Origin of the sequence: Variovorax sp. OK605 (genome assembly GCF_900115445.1) — a bacterium.
Taxonomy (GTDB): Bacteria; Pseudomonadota; Gammaproteobacteria; order Burkholderiales; family Burkholderiaceae_C; genus Variovorax.
This window is the reverse complement of the sequence record NZ_FOWL01000001.1, coordinates 753,633-768,247: the sequence shown is the minus strand read 5'-3', so window position 1 is coordinate 768,247 and position 14,615 is coordinate 753,633. Positions and strand designations below refer to the sequence as shown.

The window sequence follows — 14,615 nt, the reverse complement described above, 5'->3', positions numbered from 1 at the left end:
CTCGGACTCCGGTGAATGTGATGCGCGTGGACGCGTGTGACGGGAGCCCGGCAGCATATACGCGGCCTCCGCAACGCGTGCAGGCGCGGGAATTCAGCCGACCTGGCGCTGGTGCGCGTTGCACCACATCCAGTCTTCGCCGGGCTCGCGCGACTGGATGACAGGATGGTTTTCGGCGCGTGAATGCTTCGTGGCATGCCGGTTCAGCGACGAATCGCAGCAGCCGACGTGGCCGCAGTGCACGCACAGGCGAAGGTGAACCCAGGTGTCGCCGGTCTTCAGGCACTCTTCGCAGCCGCGCAGGGTGTGGGGTTGCGCAATGTCGGCTGGCACGTGGTCGCAAGGTTTGATTTGCAAGTGAAGGCTCCTCGGTCTTTGTGTTGTGTGTGTGTGTCGTGTTGCCGTGTTCGGCGGTGTGCCTCGGCGTCACGCCACGGCGGTCGACTGTGACAGGTGCTGATGAATGAGCGCAACGGCCGCGGCGCCTTCGCCGATGGCGCCGCCCACGCGCTTGACGGAGCCCGAGCGCACGTCGCCCACGGCAAACACGCCCGACACGCTGGACTCGAGCTGCGTGGCCGGCCGCGCCGGAAAGCCGCTGCTCGCGGCGCTGCCGGTGAGCACGAAGCCGTTCTTGTCGACGCCCACGCCGCAGCCTTCGAGCCACGAGGTTTCAGGCTCGGCGCCGACGAACAGGAAGATGTTGCGCGCCGGGCAGTCATGTTCGGCGCCGGTGGTGTGACAGCGCCATGTCGCGCCGGTCAGGCCTTCGTCGGAGCCGCCGTGCAGGCGCACGAGCTCCGTGTACGGCTGCAGCGAGATGTTGGGCGTGGCCTCGATGCGGTCGATGAGGTAGCGCGACATGCTGGCCGCCAGCGACGGCCCGCGCACCAGCACGTTGACCTTGGCCGCATGGCGCGACAGGAACACGGCGGCCTGGCCGGCCGAGTTGCCGCCGCCGACCAGCGCCACCTCTTGCTGCGAGCAGATCTTGGCTTCGATGGCCGAGGCCCAGTACCAGACGCCGCGGCCTTCGAACTCGGCAAGGCGCGGCACGTTCGGGCGGCGGTAGCGCGCGCCGCTGGCAATGACGACGGTGCGCGCGTTGATGGTGCGGCCGTCGGCCAGCGCAATGCGCAGGCAGTCGAGTGCGTTGTTGCGCGAGCAGTCGAGCGACGTCACCTTGGCCGGAATGAGCATCTCCACGCCGAACTTCTGCGCCTGCACGAAGGCCCGGCCCGCCAGCGCCTGGCCCGAGATGCCGGTGGGAAAACCCAGGTAGTTCTCGATGCGCGCGCTGGCGCCGGCCTGGCCGCCGAAGGCGCGGCAGTCGAGCACGATGACGCGCAGGCCCTCGGAAGCCGCATAGACGGCGGTGGCGAGCCCGGCCGGCCCGGCGCCGACCACGGCCACGTCGAACAGCTCGTCGCGCTCGGCGGTGTCGACCATGCCCAGGCAGCGCGCGAGCGCGTCGTCGCCGGGGTTGACGAGCACGGAGCCGTCGGGGCACACGGCCAGCAGCTTGCTGGCGCCGTATTGCGCGAGGAGGGCGGCGGCGTCGGGGTCGTGCTCGGCGTCGACCAGGTGATAGGGATAGCCGTTGCGGCGAAGAAAGTTCTCCAGCCGCGCCATGTCGGGCGACTGCGGCGCGCCAATGAGCACCGGGCCGCTGGCGCCGGACTCGATGAGCGCCACGCGCCGCAGGATGAGTGCGCGGGTGATGCGCTCGCCCAGGTCGGCCTCGGCCACCAGCAGGGCGCGCAGTTGCGCGGGCGAGACAAGCAGGGCTTCGACGTCTTCGTCGGCATGGCCGTCGACCAGTGCCGGGCGGCCGCTCAACTGGCCGACTTCGGCCAGGAATTCGCCCGGCCCCTGCCGCACGATGGGCACGACGTGGCCGAGGCCGTCGCGCTGTGTCACGGCCACCACACCCTTGAGCAGCACGAACATGCCGGGGGCGGTTTCGCCGGCGGTGAAGAGCCGGCTGCCGCGCGCGAACTGCTGCACGCTGCCGAAGCGCGCAATGCGCGCAATCTCGGTGTCACTGAGAACGGGGAAAGTCTGGTGAAGGCGGCTGGTGTCGGTGCCGTTTGCGTCGAGGGCCATGTCTGAAAACTCCATGTCGCGAATCCATCGCATTAAACGACGAACCTGGTGCCCGAGCGGCGCGCATGCAATGCCAGAGCGGGTTTGCCGGGGTTTTGACGCGCTGTAACACCGTCATGCACCTGCAATCTTCCTGACATGCACGCTTCATGGCAGGTGCGGAGACTCCCTCGGCAGAAAGGGTTCCCCATGAAAGAACTGCCCAACCCGACGTTTCCGCTTTCGCAGATCGGGCTGCGCGCGGCCTTGTGGCCCGCTCCCGCAACCGGCGTTTCGACGGTTGCCCAGACATCGATGCCTTCGGTTTCCTCGGTTGTCTCCATTCCGGCCCCGGCCCCGGCCGCCATCCTGCCGCCGGCCGTCGAATCCAGGCAAGGCATCACGGTGGGCTGGGCCCGCCACCTCGACGACGTGCGCGCCGCCCAGCGCCTGCGCTACGACGTGTTCGTCGGTGAAATGGGCGCCCGCGTGTCCTCGCCGCTGGCCGGCCACGACATCGACCTGTTCGACGATTTCTGCGAGCACCTGCTGGTGCGCGACGAACTGACCCAGCAAGTCATCGGCACCTACCGCGTGCTGACGCCGGCCCAGGCCCGCCGCGTGGGCAGCACCTACAGCGACACCGAATTCGACCTGACCCGCCTGCGCGACCTGCGCGAGCGCATGGTCGAGCTGGGCCGCAGCTGCGTGCACCACGAGCACCGCCAGGGCGGGGTGATCCTCGCGCTGTGGGGTGCGCTGGCCGGTTTCATGCACCGCAACAAGCTGGACACGATGATCGGCTGCGCCAGCATCCCGATGTCGCACAACGGCGTGACCAACGGTGACGCGGCCGCCAGCATCTGGCGCCAGGTGTCGGCCAAGCACATGGCCCCGATTCAATATCAGGTGCAGCCGCGCCTGCCGCTGCCGGTTGAACGGCTGGACAGCACGCTCGAGGTGGAGCCGCCGGCGCTCATCAAGGGTTACCTGCGCCTGGGCGCCAAGGTGCTGGGCGCACCGGCCTGGGATCCAGACTTCAACGCCGCCGACCTGCCGATGCTGATGCGCATCGACGATTTGCCGGCGCGCTACCGCAAGCACTTCCTGGGCGCATGAAAGCAGCGGCCGTCCTGTCACAAACAGGGGCGGCCGCTCCGTCAGACACCGCAGCGGCCGCCTCGCCGCACAGCGGGCCGCCCGCCCTGCCTCCAGGCATGATGGAGCCGCGCAAGACCCATGCAACGGGGCTTTTGAAGGCGTCACGGGAATGTCATGAGAACGTCACAAACGACGTCGACACTGTCATATTTCCGCCTACGTGTGCTCCCGTGCCGCTTGCTCCAGAATCAGTCCCCATGCCAATCGCCTCCGCAGACCGGTTGCCCGCCGTCGCGGCGCCCACGTTCACGCTGCTCGACCGCGACCACAGCATCCTGTCGTTCAATGAACGGGTGCTCGACTGGGCCCATCGCCCCGAGGTGCCGCTGATCGAGCGGCTGCGCTACCTTTGCATCGTGTCTTCCAACCTCGACGAGTTCTTCGAGGTTCGCGCCGCGCCGCACCTGATCGCGGGCAGCGCCGGCGACCACAAGGGCACCTACACGGTCGAGTCGTTCGAGCGGCTGGCCGAGGCGGCCCACAAGCTCGTGGCGCGCCAGTACGCGCTGTACAACGACGAGCTGATGCCGACCTTTGCCACCCACGGCATCCACATCATTTCGCACGGCGAGCGCAACCCGGCGCAGCGCAAGTGGGTCAGCGAGTATTTCGAGCGCGAAGTGCGCCCGCTGCTGATTCCGGTCGGCCTCGACCCGGCGCACCCGTTCCCGCAGGTGGCCAACAAGTCGCTGAACTTCATCGTGCGCCTGGGCGGCAAGGACGCCTTCGGCCGCGAGAACCCGATCCAGATCGTCAAGGTGCCGCGCGTGCTGCCGCGCCTGATCCGCATGCCGGCCAAGGTGTCGGACGGCAAGACGCTGTTCGTGGCGCTGTCGAGCGTGGTGCGCGCGCACCTGGCGAGCATGTTCGTCGGGCGCGAGGTGGGCGATTTCTCGCAGTTCCGCGTCACGCGGCATTCCGACCTGGCGGTGGACGAGGAAGACGTGAAGAACCTGCGCACCGCGTTGCGCCAGGGCCTGCAGCACCGCCACTACGGCCAGGCCGTGCGGCTGGAGGTGTCGGCGAGCTGCGCCGAGTCGCTCGCGAGCTTCCTGCTGGCGCAGTTCAACCTGCCGCCCGAGGCGCTGTACCGCGTGCACGGGCCGGTGAACCTGGCCCGCCTCACGCAGCTGGCCGACCTGCTCGAAGAGCCGCAGCTGCGCTTTCCGCCGTACCCGGCCTCTTACCCGGTCACGCTGTCGCCCTCGCAGTCGTTCTTCGAGCGGCTGCAGCGCGGCGACGTGCTGATTCACCAGCCCTTCGAGAGCTTCGAGGGCGTGCTCGCGTTCCTGCGCGAAGCGGTGCTCGACCCGCAGGTGCTGGCGATCAAGCAGACCATCTATCGCACGGGCGCCGACTCGGAACTGATGGACCTGCTGCGCGAAGCCGTGCGCCGCGGAAAGGAAGTGACGGTGGTGGTGGAGCTGAAGGCACGTTTCGACGAAGAGGCCAACATCAACTGGGCCGAAATGCTCGAGTCGATCGGCGCGCAGGTGGTGTACGGCGTGGTCGGCCTGAAGACGCACGCCAAGATGCTGCTGGTGACGCGCCGCGAGGGCAAGCAGATGCGCCGCTACGGCCATCTCTCCACCGGCAACTACAACCCGCGCACGGCGCGGCTGTACACCGACATCAGCCACCTCACGGCCGACCCGCTGCTGACCGCCGACATGGAAGCGGTGTTCGTGCACCTGGCCAGCCAGAGCCGGCTGCCCAAGCTCAACCGCATGTGGCTGGCGCCGTTCGACCTGCACAAGAACATCGTGGCGCAGATCGATGCGCTGGGCCTGGCCGCCGCGGCGGGGCAGACCACGCGCATCGTCGCCAAGATGAACGCGCTGACCGACGAGGAAATCATCGGTGCGCTGATCCGTGCCGGGCAGAAGGGCGTGAAGATCGACCTGATCGTGCGCGGCGCCTGCACGCTGCCCGCGCAGGTGCCGGGGCTGACCGACAACATCCGCGTGCGCTCGGTCATCGGGCGCTTCCTGGAGCACTCGCGCGTCTTCTATTTCCGCAACGGCGAGGACGAGTCGCTGTACCTGTCGAGCGCCGACTGGATGAACCGCAACATGATGCGGCGCATCGAGCTGGCCTGGCCGGTGACCGACCCCGGCCTGCGCCAGCGCCTGATCGACGAATGCCTGGTGGCCTACCTGCACGACGGACGCGACGCCTGGGACCTGGGCGCCGACGGCATCTACACGCGCATCGACCACGACACGCACCCGGGCGAGGAGGGCGCGTCGCGCGCCATCGAGGCCCACGGTGCGCAGGCCGCGCTCATGAACCGCTACGCATCAAGAGGGCATCTCAGAGATGCATCCAGCAACTGACGACCGAAAGACGATGACCATGGACTTGATCTTCTGGCGCCACGCCGAAGCCGAGGACTGGACCGAGGGTTGCGACGACATGCAGCGCTCGCTCACCGCACGCGGCGAAAAACAGGCCAAGCGGATGGCCAGCTGGCTCGACCGGCAATTGCCCGACGGTACGCGCATCATCTGCAGCCCCGCGCGGCGCTGCGAGCAGACGGCCCTGGCGCTGGGCCGCAAGTACAAGCTGCGCTCCGAGCTGGCACCCGAAACCACGGCCGAAGCCATGCTCGGCGCGGCCGGCTGGCCCAACGGCAAGTCGGTGGTGCTGATGATCGGCCACCAGCCGTCGGTGGGGCAGGCGATTTCGCTGCTGCTGGGCCTCAAGCAGGACAGCTGCCCGGTGCGCAAGGGCGCGCTGTGGTGGATCCGCACGCGCGAGCGCGACGGCGACGTGCAGACCGTCGTGGTGACGGTGCAGTCGCCGGAGCTGCTCTGACGCTTTCGGTCCTGGCTCTTGCCTCTTGGCTCTTGGGTTTTAGGAGGCGGGTGGCTCAGCAGCCGCTGAGTTCCACGCGCCAGTTGCTGGTCTTCTGCCAGGCCAGCACTTCCTCGCGCAGCAGGTGCGCGGATTGCGGATAGGCATCGGCCCAGTCCGGCGCACAGGCAATCGTGAAGGCCCGCACGCCCAGTGCCGCGACATGCAGCGCCTGCGGATCGGGGTCGCGTCGCGCATGGCACAGGATGATGGCGAGCCGCAGCGACAGCAGCTGCATGACGAAGGTTTCGTCGTCCAGCGCCAATTCGAGCTTGCGCAGCTTGCCGCGCTGGCCCAGCACCAGCTGGCCGAGCGCATGCATCTCGTTCACCGCGAAGCCCGGAGCGTCGGTGTTGTCGAGGATGTAGGCGCCATGCTTGTGATAGTCGCTGTGCGAAATCTGCGTGCCTATTTCATGCAGCTGCGCGGCCCAGCCCAGCTTGCGCAGCGCGCGGCCGGCGCGGCTCGACGTGCTGCCGCCACGCGCGGCCGGCGAGAGCTGCACGAACAACGCGGCGGCGATGTCGCCCACGCGCTTGGCCTGCGCCGTGTCCACGGCGAAGCGGTTGGCCAGCCGCGCGACCGTGGCGGTGCGCATGTCGGCCACGCTCTCGTCGCGTTCCAGCAGTTCGTAGAGCACGCCGTGGCGCAGCGCGCCCTGGGCGACCTTCATTTCCTCGATGCCGAGCAGGTCGAACACCGCGCGCAGCACGCTCACGCCGCCGCCGATGACGGCCTTGCGGTCTTCGCGCATGCCGTCGATGCGCAGCTTGTCGGCGCTGCCGGCCTTCAGCAGCCGGTCGAGCAGCCAGTCGAGGCCTTCGCGCGTGACCATGCCGGGTTCGGCGCCCGAGGCGGCCAGCACGTCGCCGACCGCGCCGATGGTGCCGGAGGCGCCGTACGCCACGTCCCACTGGTCGCGGGTGTAGCTGGCAAGCGCGTCGTCGAGCACGGCCTTGGCCGCCACCTCGGCGGCGCGGAAGGCGGCGGGGGTGAACAGGCCTTCGCCGAAATGCTTCATCGACCAGGCGACGCTGCCCACGCGGTACGACTCCATGCGGTCGGCCACCAGCGCCTGGCCGATGATCATCTCGGTGGAGCGCCCGCCGATGTCGACCACCAGCCGCCGTTCGGAGTCGGATGCGTCGGTGTGCGGCAGCATGTGCGCCACGCCTTGGTAGATAAGGCGGGCTTCTTCCCGGCCCGGGATCACGTCGATGCCGAAGCCCAGGATGGTGCGCGCGCGCAACAGGAACTCTTCGCGGTTGCGCGCTTCGCGCAGCGTTTGCGTGGCCACGGCACGCACCTGCGAGCGCTTGAAGCCGGCCAGCCGCTCGCCGAAACGGGCAAGGGCGTCCCAGCCGCGCTGCATGGCCTCGGTGGTCAGGTTGCGGGCGCTGTCCAGGCCGTTGCCCTGGCGCACGGTTTCCTTGAGGTATTCGGTGCGGTGGATCTGGCCGTGGTCGACCTGGCCGATTTCGAGCCGGAAGCTGTTCGAGCCGAGGTCGACTGCTGCGAGGCGGGTGCCGTTTTGCATGTAATTCCGAAGAAGAAGCGGGGTTGTCTTTGTTGTGTTTGATCGTAGCGCCAGGACCGGCCCGTGATGGACCGTGATCGGCCCTGATCGGCTGTATCCGGGCGCGCCGCCTCCCCAATCGCGCAGTGGCGAGGGTCGCAAGGCTAGGCGCGGCGCATGACGGTTATGTGACAGCGTCACATGAAGCACCGGGCAAAGAAAGGCATTTTCCCTCGACAGAGGGGTGTCACACCGATGTCACAGAAGCTTTTTAGAGTCCGTGCCAAGCCCGAAAGGGACTACTTCTTACCTCTAAAAGGAAGCTTCATGAAAACGACGTTCAAATTTGCAACAGCCGGCCTGCTGGCCGCGATGTTCACCATTCCCGCCTTCGCACAAGACGTGACCGGCGCTGGCGCCAGCTTCCCGGCACCGCTGTACGCCAAGTGGGCTTCGGACTTCAACAAGGCCACCGGCGTCAAGATCAACTACCAGTCGGTCGGTTCGGGCGCCGGCATCAAGCAGATCGAAGCCAAGACCGTCGATTTCGGCGCTTCGGACGCTCCCCTGAAAGACGATGAACTGCAAGCCAAGGGCCTGATGCAGTTCCCCACCGTCATCGGCGGCGTGATCCCCGTGGTGAACATCACCGGCATCAAGCCCGGCGAACTGAAGCTCAACGGCCAGGTCCTGGGCGACATCTACCTGGGCAAGATCACCAAGTGGAACGACCCCGCCATCAAGGCCCTGAACGGTTCGCTGAACCTGCCTGACGCTGCCATCGCCCCGGTTCGCCGCGCCGACGGTTCGGGCACCAGCTTCCTGTTCACCAACTACCTGAGCAAGGTCAACGCCGAGTGGAAGAGCAAGGTCGGCGAAGGCACGGCCGTGAACTGGCCCACCGGTGCGGGTGGCAAGGGCAATGAAGGCGTCGCCGCTTTCGTGAACCGCCTGCCCAACTCGATCGGCTACGTCGAATACGCCTACGTCAAGCAGAACAAGATGACGTACGCCCAGATGCAGAACGCCGCCGGCACCTTCGTGTCGCCCGACGATTCGGCCTTCAAGGCTGCCGCTTCCGGCGCCGACTGGAGCAAGACGTTCTACCAGGTGCTGACCAACCAGGCCGACAAGGGCGCATGGCCCATCACCGGCGCGACCTTCATCCTGATGCACAAGGTGCAGGACAAGCCCGCCAACGCGACCACCGTGCTGAAGTTCTTCGACTGGGCCTACAAGAGCGGCGACAAGACGGCTGACGACCTCGACTACGTGCCGATGCCTGACGCCGTGAAGGCCACCATTGCCAAGGCATGGGGCGATGTGAAGGACGCGTCGGGCAAGGCCGTCGCGTTCAAGTAAATCCAACCTTCAGTCCAGAACGGCGCGACCATGAGCATTCCTTCGCTCAAGGACGCGCCGCTTTCGTCTTTGCCGGAGCGACCTGTGTCATCCACCTTTCCCGCTGCAGCCACCTCCCTCGACCTCTCGGCCGAGCGCGGTCGCGCCACTGCCTCTCCGCCGCCTGCAAAGGCTCCCCGCTCCGGCCCCATGGCCGACCGCCTGTTCGGCTGGGCCGCCAAGGGCGCCGCGCTGCTGACGCTGGCGATGCTCATCGGCATCCTGCTGTCGCTCATCGCAGGTGCCTGGCCCGCCATTTCGAAGTACGGCCTGAGCTTCCTCACCAGCAGCGTGTGGGACCCCGTCAAGGAAGAGTACGGCGGCCTGGTCATGATCTACGGCACGCTGGCCACCTCGTTCATCGCACTGGTGATCGCCGTGCCGGTGAGCTTCGGCATCGCGCTTTTCCTTACCGAACTTTCGCCCAACTGGCTCAAGCGCCCGTTGGGTACCGCCATTGAACTGCTGGCGGCCGTGCCCTCCATCGTGTACGGCATGTGGGGCCTGCTGGTGTTCGGCCCGATCCTGTCGGCCTGGGTGCAGCAGCCGCTGCAGAAGCTGCTGGGCGGCATCCCGTACCTTGGCGCGCTGGTCTCCGGCCCGCCGGTGGGCATCGGCATCCTGTCGGCCGGCATCATCCTGGCGATCATGATCATTCCGTTCATCGCCTCGGTGATGCGCGACGTGTTCGAAGTGACGCCGCCGCTGCTGAAGGAATCGGCCTACGGTCTGGGCTCGACCACCTGGGAAGTCGTCTCCAAGGTGGTGCTGCCGTACACCAAGGCCGGCGTCGTCGGCGGCATCATGCTCGGCCTGGGCCGCGCGCTGGGTGAAACGATGGCGGTCACGTTCGTGATCGGCAACATGAACCAGCTCAACTCCCTCTCCGTGTTCGAGGCCGCGAACAGCATCACCTCGGCACTCGCCAACGAATTCGCCGAAGCCGGCGCCGGCCTGCACCAGGCCGCGCTGATGTACCTCGGCCTCGTGCTGTTCTTCATCACCTTCGTCGTGCTGTCGCTGTCCAAGATGCTGCTGGCCCAGATGAAGAAGAGCGAAGGAACCAAGTCGTGAGTACAGCCCAAAACCTCCTGAGCGCGCAGGCGCTCGCCGACATGCGCCAGGCGAAGTTCGCCTCGCGCAACCGAGTCAACAAGATCGCGCTGACGTTGTCGCTCGCCGCGATGGCGTTCGGCGTGTTCTGGCTGGTGTGGATCCTCTGGGAAACGCTGCGCCAGGGCATCGGCGGCCTGGCCATTGCCACCTTCACCGAAATGACGCCGCCGCCGAACGAAGCGGGCGGCATTGCCAACGCGATCTTCGGTTCGTTCGTGATGGTGGCGCTGGCCACTTTCGTGGGCACGCCCATCGGCATCATGGCCGGCATCTACCTGGCCGAGTACAACCCCAAGGGCTGGCTCTCTTCCGTCACGCGCTTCGTCAACGACATCCTGCTGTCGGCGCCGTCGATCGTGATCGGCCTGTTCGTGTACGCCGTCGTGGTGGCCTACTTCAAGAGCTTCTCGGGCCTGGCCGGCGCGCTGGCGCTGGCGCTGATCGTGATCCCGGTGGTGATTCGCACCACCGAGAACATGCTGCAGCTGGTGCCGCCCGGCCTGCGCGAAGCAGCCTATGCACTGGGCACGCCGAAGTGGAAGGTCATCCTGAGCATCACGCTGCGCGCCGCACGCGCCGGTGTGGTCACGGGCATCCTGCTGGCCGTGGCCCGCATCGCCGGTGAAACCGCGCCGCTGCTCTTCACTGCGCTGAACAACCAGTTCTGGACCGCCGACGTGAGCCAGCCGATGGCCAGCCTGCCGGTCACGATCTTCAAGTTCGCGATGAGCCCGTACGAGAACTGGCAACAACTGGCATGGGCCGGCGTGTTCCTGATCACCGTCGCCGTGCTTGCACTCAACATCCTGGCGCGTGTGCTGACGCGCACCAAACACTAATCAAAGAAGACGCCAACATGCCAAACACCGTTGCACAACAACCGTCGCGCTCGAAGATCTCGGTCAAGGACCTGAACTTCTACTACGGCAAGTTCCACGCGCTCAAGAGCATCAACCTCGAGATTCCCGAGAACAAGGTCACGGCCTTCATCGGCCCGTCGGGCTGCGGCAAGTCGACCCTGCTGCGCACCTTCAACCGCATGTTCGAGCTCTACCCGGAGCAACGCGCCGAAGGCACGATTGCACTGGACGGCGAGAACCTGCTCACGTCCAAGCAGGACGTGGCGCTGATCCGCGCCAAGGTCGGCATGGTGTTCCAGAAGCCCACGCCGTTCCCGATGTCGATCTACGACAACATCGCCTTCGGCGTGAAGCTGTTCGAGAACCTCTCGGCCAGCGAAATGGACGACCGCGTCGAATGGGCGCTGAAGAAGGCGGCCCTGTGGACCGAAGTGCGCGACAAGCTGCAGCAAAGCGGCTCGGGCCTGTCCGGCGGCCAGCAGCAACGCCTGTGCATCGCACGCGGCATCGCGATCAAGCCCGAAGTGCTGCTGCTCGACGAACCCTGCTCGGCCCTGGACCCGATCTCCACCGCGAAGATCGAGGAACTGATCGCCGAACTGAAGAATGAATACACGGTGGTCATCGTGACGCATAACATGCAGCAGGCCGCCCGCTGCAGCGACTACACCGCGTACATGTACCTCGGCGACCTGATCGAGTTCGGTGCCACCGAACAGATGTTCTTCAAGCCGCAGCGCAAGGAGACCGAGGACTACATCACCGGCCGTTTCGGTTGAAGTCAAAGGAGACAACATGACCGAGAAACACCTTTCCAGCCAGTTCGACAGCGAACTCAATGGCGTCTCGTCGCGCGTGATGGAGCTCGGCGGCATGGTCGAATCGCAGATTCACCAGGCCGTGTACGCGCTGCTGCAGTTCGACGCCGACGCAGCCGACCGCGTGATGGAGACCGAGCATCGCGTGAACGCGATGGAGATCGACATCGACCGCGAGCTGTCGTCCATCATCGCGCGCCGCCAGCCGACCGCACGCGACCTGCGCCTGCTGATCGCCATCAGCAAGACCACCGCCAACCTCGAGCGCGTGGGCGACGAGGCCAACAAGATCGCGCGCATGGTCAAGTCGATCATCGAGAGCGGATCGGCGCGCCAACTGCCCACGACCGAGCTGCGCATCGCGGCCGACCTGGCTTCGGGCCTGCTGCGCACGGCGCTGGACGCGTTCGCGCGCCTGGACACCGCCGCGGCGCTGTCGATCCTGAAAGACGACGACCTGATCGACAAGGAGTTCGACGGTTTCGTGCGCAAGCTGGTCACCTACATGATGGAAGACCCGCGCACCATCTCCGCCAGCCTGGACCTGCTGTTCCTGGCAAAGGCGATCGAACGCATCGGCGATCACGCGAAGAACATCGCCGAGTTCATCATCTACATCGTCAAGGGTGCCGATGTGCGGCACACTTCGATGCAAGAAATCGAGTCCGCGCTGCAGTGAAGATGGCGGCAAGACTCCCCAAAAAAGCATGAAGAAACCCCGAGTCCTGATCGTCGAAGACGAGTCCTCGATCGCCGAGCTGATCGCCGTCAACCTGCGCCACAACGGCTTCGAGCCGATCTGGTCGGAGGATGGCGCGGCAGCCCAGCGCGAGATCGACGCCTTCCTGCCGGATCTGATCCTGCTCGACTGGATGCTGCCCGGCCAGAGCGGCCTGCAGCTCGCGCGCCAGTGGCGCAAGGACCCGCGCACCAAGGCCATTCCGATCCTGATGCTGACCGCGCGCGGCGACGAACCCGACAAGGTGGCCGGCCTGGACGCCGGTGCCGACGACTACATCACCAAGCCTTTTTCCACCCAGGAAATGCTGGCCCGCATCCGTGCGGTGCTGCGCCGCCGGGCGCCGGAAGTGGTGACGGAGCGCGTGGAAATCGGCGAGCTCGCGCTCGACACCTCCACGCACCGCGTGACCTGGCAGGGCGGCGCGCTGAAGGTCGGCCCGACCGAGTTCAAGCTGCTGGCCTACCTGATGCAGCACGCCGAACGCGTGCACAGCCGCGCGCAGCTGCTGGACAAGGTGTGGGGCGACCACGTCTACATCGAAGAGCGCACGGTCGACGTGCACGTCAAGCGCCTGCGCGAGTCGCTGGGTGCGGCCGCGCCGATGGTGGAAACCGTCCGCGGTGCCGGCTATCGCCTGACGGCCCAAGTGACGGTTTGAACGCTGTGGTGTCCGCCGGTGGCGGGCGCGGATAATCGCCCGCCATGCCTTTTCGCATTGCTACATTTTTAATAGCGTCCCTCGTCATCGGAGCGGGCGCTGTTGCTGCTTTCGGCTTGAAGTTCATATGGCTGGGCGCCTGGGTGGGTGCCGTGGTCTGGCTGGTGCTGGACGCCTGGCGCGCCGAACGGCTGCTTCAGGTGCTGCGCAACGACGCGGCCGGCCTGCCGACGCGCGGACCGGGCGTGTGGGGCGAGCTGTCGGAGCGCATCCGCAAGCTGCTGCGCGAACGTGAACAACAGACCCGGCAAGCGGAAGACCGGCTGCAGGAGTTCCTGGCGGCCATCCAGGCTTCGCCCAACGGTGTGGTGCTGCTCGACGAGCACGGCCGCATCGAGTGGTGCAACCAGACGGCGGCCGCGCAGTTCGGCATCGACGCCGAGCGCGACCTGGCCCAGCACCTGGCGAACCTGGTGCGCGACCCGGCCTTCGTGGCCTACCTGGCGTCCTGGAACTACAGCCGCGACGTGGTCATCGACGCGCCCGGCATCGGCAGCCACGCCCACCAGCGCGGCCACGTGGTGCGGCTGTCGGTGCAGGTGCATCCCTACGCCGGCAACCGCCGCATGCTGCTCACGCGCGACATCACCGCGCTGGAACAGGCCGAGGCGATGCGGCGCGACTTCGTGGCGAACGTGTCGCACGAGATCCGCACGCCGCTGACCGTGCTGGCCGGCTTTGTCGAGACGCTGCAGAACCTGCCGCTGGACGTGGACGAGCGCACGCGCTACCTGTCGTTGATGGGGCAGCAGTCGCACCGCATGGAAACGCTGGTGAATGACCTGCTCACGCTGTCGCGGCTCGAAGGCAGCGCGGCGCCTTCGGGCAACCAGTGGATCCGCATTCGCGCGCTGCTCGCGCAGTGCGAGGACGAAGGGCGCGGGCTCTCGGGGCGCCTGGCGCCGCTGGGGCACAAGCTGTCCTTCACCATCGATGCCGAGTCGGAGGTGTCGGGCGCGCCGACCGAGCTGCAGAGCGCCATGTCGAACCTGCTGAGCAACGCCATCCGCTACACGCCAGGCGGCGGCGAGGTGGCCGTGAGCTGGCGCGTGCTGCCCGACGGCCGCGGCGAATATGCCGTGAAGGACACGGGCCCGGGCATTGCCGCCGAGCACATTCCGCGGCTGACCGAGCGCTTCTACCGCATCGACCGCAGCCGCTCGCGCGAGACGGGCGGCACGGGGCTGGGGCTGGCGATCGTGAAGCACATTGCGCAGCGGCACGGCGCCGAGCTGCGCATCGAGAGCTCGGTGGGCAAGGGCTCGCGCTTTGCGCTGGTGTTCCCGGCGACGCGCGTGCACGAAGCACGCGTGCTGGTTACCAAGTAAACCTTCTTTCGCGG

The 14,615-nt window shown here is 66.8% G+C and carries 13 protein-coding genes; 10 read left to right on the top strand and 3 right to left on the bottom strand.

Going from position 1 to position 14,615, the window contains the following annotated elements; all coding sequences use genetic code 11:
- Positions 1 to 93 precede the first annotated feature (93 nt).
- Both BM013_RS03580 and BM013_RS03575 read right to left on the bottom strand, forming a co-directional pair.
- Positions 94 to 357, bottom strand: coding sequence for a UBP-type zinc finger domain-containing protein (locus BM013_RS03580; RefSeq protein ID WP_093122846.1), 264 nt, complete (start codon positions 355 to 357; stop codon positions 94 to 96).
- Between the two features lie 69 nt (positions 358 to 426).
- Positions 427 to 2,106 (bottom strand): FAD-dependent oxidoreductase, encoded by a 1,680-nt coding sequence (locus tag BM013_RS03575; protein ID WP_177206480.1) that lies wholly within the window; start codon positions 2,104 to 2,106, stop codon positions 427 to 429.
- Between the two features lie 189 nt (positions 2,107 to 2,295).
- Here BM013_RS03575 and BM013_RS03570 point away from each other — a divergent pair, with 189 nt between their 5' ends.
- The 3 genes from BM013_RS03570 to BM013_RS03560 all read left to right on the top strand — a co-directional run bounded on the left by BM013_RS03570 (position 2,296) and on the right by BM013_RS03560 (position 6,063).
- On the top strand, positions 2,296 to 3,204 hold the full coding sequence (locus tag BM013_RS03570; RefSeq protein ID WP_093122840.1) for a GNAT family N-acetyltransferase: 909 nt from the start codon (positions 2,296 to 2,298) through the stop codon (positions 3,202 to 3,204).
- 239 nt (positions 3,205 to 3,443) lie between these two features.
- Positions 3,444 to 5,582 carry a polyphosphate kinase 1 gene (gene ppk1 / locus BM013_RS03565; protein ID WP_256219852.1) on the top strand — a complete coding sequence of 713 codons (2,139 nt, stop codon included), beginning with the start codon at positions 3,444 to 3,446 and terminating at the stop codon, positions 5,580 to 5,582.
- Positions 5,583 to 5,601: 19 nt separating this feature from the next.
- Complete coding sequence (locus BM013_RS03560; protein ID WP_177206482.1) at positions 5,602 to 6,063, top strand: SixA phosphatase family protein; 462 nt, start codon at positions 5,602 to 5,604, stop codon at positions 6,061 to 6,063.
- Positions 6,064 to 6,118: 55 nt separating this feature from the next.
- Here BM013_RS03560 and BM013_RS03555 read toward each other — a convergent pair whose 3' ends face one another.
- Complete coding sequence (locus BM013_RS03555; protein ID WP_093122831.1) at positions 6,119 to 7,639, bottom strand: Ppx/GppA phosphatase family protein; 1,521 nt, start codon at positions 7,637 to 7,639, stop codon at positions 6,119 to 6,121.
- 306 nt (positions 7,640 to 7,945) lie between these two features.
- Here BM013_RS03555 and pstS point away from each other — a divergent pair, with 306 nt between their 5' ends.
- Genes pstS through phoR form a run of 7 tightly spaced genes read left to right on the top strand, consistent with a single transcriptional unit; the run spans position 7,946 to position 14,601 of the window.
- A complete protein-coding gene (gene pstS / locus BM013_RS03550) occupies positions 7,946 to 8,980 on the top strand; it encodes a phosphate ABC transporter substrate-binding protein PstS (protein ID WP_093122828.1) in 1,035 nt (344 codons plus the stop codon).
- Between the two features lie 30 nt (positions 8,981 to 9,010).
- A complete protein-coding gene (gene pstC, locus BM013_RS03545) occupies positions 9,011 to 10,093 on the top strand; it encodes a phosphate ABC transporter permease subunit PstC (protein ID WP_093122825.1) in 1,083 nt (360 codons plus the stop codon).
- Positions 10,090 to 10,974: a phosphate ABC transporter permease PstA gene (pstA, locus tag BM013_RS03540; protein ID WP_093122822.1), complete on the top strand. Its 885-nt coding sequence runs from the start codon at positions 10,090 to 10,092 to the stop codon at positions 10,972 to 10,974. Before pstC ends, pstA begins: the two co-directional genes overlap by 4 nt.
- Positions 10,975 to 10,991: 17 nt before the next feature.
- Positions 10,992 to 11,774 (top strand): phosphate ABC transporter ATP-binding protein PstB, encoded by a 783-nt coding sequence (pstB, locus tag BM013_RS03535; RefSeq protein WP_093122819.1) that lies wholly within the window; start codon positions 10,992 to 10,994, stop codon positions 11,772 to 11,774.
- 16 nt (positions 11,775 to 11,790) lie between these two features.
- Entirely contained in the window at positions 11,791 to 12,492 is a 702-nt protein-coding gene (phoU, locus tag BM013_RS03530) for a phosphate signaling complex protein PhoU (RefSeq protein WP_093122816.1), read from the top strand.
- A 28-nt stretch (positions 12,493 to 12,520) separates the two neighbouring features.
- A complete protein-coding gene (phoB, locus tag BM013_RS03525; RefSeq protein WP_007836652.1) occupies positions 12,521 to 13,213 on the top strand; it encodes a phosphate regulon transcriptional regulator PhoB in 693 nt (230 codons plus the stop codon).
- 44 nt (positions 13,214 to 13,257) lie between these two features.
- Entirely contained in the window at positions 13,258 to 14,601 is a 1,344-nt protein-coding gene (gene phoR, locus BM013_RS03520; RefSeq protein WP_093122814.1) for a phosphate regulon sensor histidine kinase PhoR, read from the top strand.
- Positions 14,602 to 14,615: the final 14 nt, after the last annotated feature.

Coding starts and splice junctions, on each gene's coding strand:
- phoU (WP_093122816.1), top strand. CDS start 11,791: ATGACCGAGAAACACCTTTCCAGCCAGTTCGACAGCGAACTCAATGGC.
- phoB (WP_007836652.1), top strand. CDS start 12,521: ATGAAGAAACCCCGAGTCCTGATCGTCGAAGACGAGTCCTCGATCGCC.
- BM013_RS03575 (WP_177206480.1), bottom strand. CDS start 2,106: ATGGCCCTCGACGCAAACGGCACCGACACCAGCCGCCTTCACCAGACT.
- pstS (WP_093122828.1), top strand. CDS start 7,946: ATGAAAACGACGTTCAAATTTGCAACAGCCGGCCTGCTGGCCGCGATG.
- BM013_RS03560 (WP_177206482.1), top strand. CDS start 5,602: ATGGACTTGATCTTCTGGCGCCACGCCGAAGCCGAGGACTGGACCGAG.
- BM013_RS03570 (WP_093122840.1), top strand. CDS start 2,296: ATGAAAGAACTGCCCAACCCGACGTTTCCGCTTTCGCAGATCGGGCTG.
- ppk1 (WP_256219852.1), top strand. CDS start 3,444: ATGCCAATCGCCTCCGCAGACCGGTTGCCCGCCGTCGCGGCGCCCACG.
- phoR (WP_093122814.1), top strand. CDS start 13,258: ATGCCTTTTCGCATTGCTACATTTTTAATAGCGTCCCTCGTCATCGGA.
- pstC (WP_093122825.1), top strand. CDS start 9,011: ATGAGCATTCCTTCGCTCAAGGACGCGCCGCTTTCGTCTTTGCCGGAG.
- BM013_RS03555 (WP_093122831.1), bottom strand. CDS start 7,639: ATGCAAAACGGCACCCGCCTCGCAGCAGTCGACCTCGGCTCGAACAGC.
- pstB (WP_093122819.1), top strand. CDS start 10,992: ATGCCAAACACCGTTGCACAACAACCGTCGCGCTCGAAGATCTCGGTC.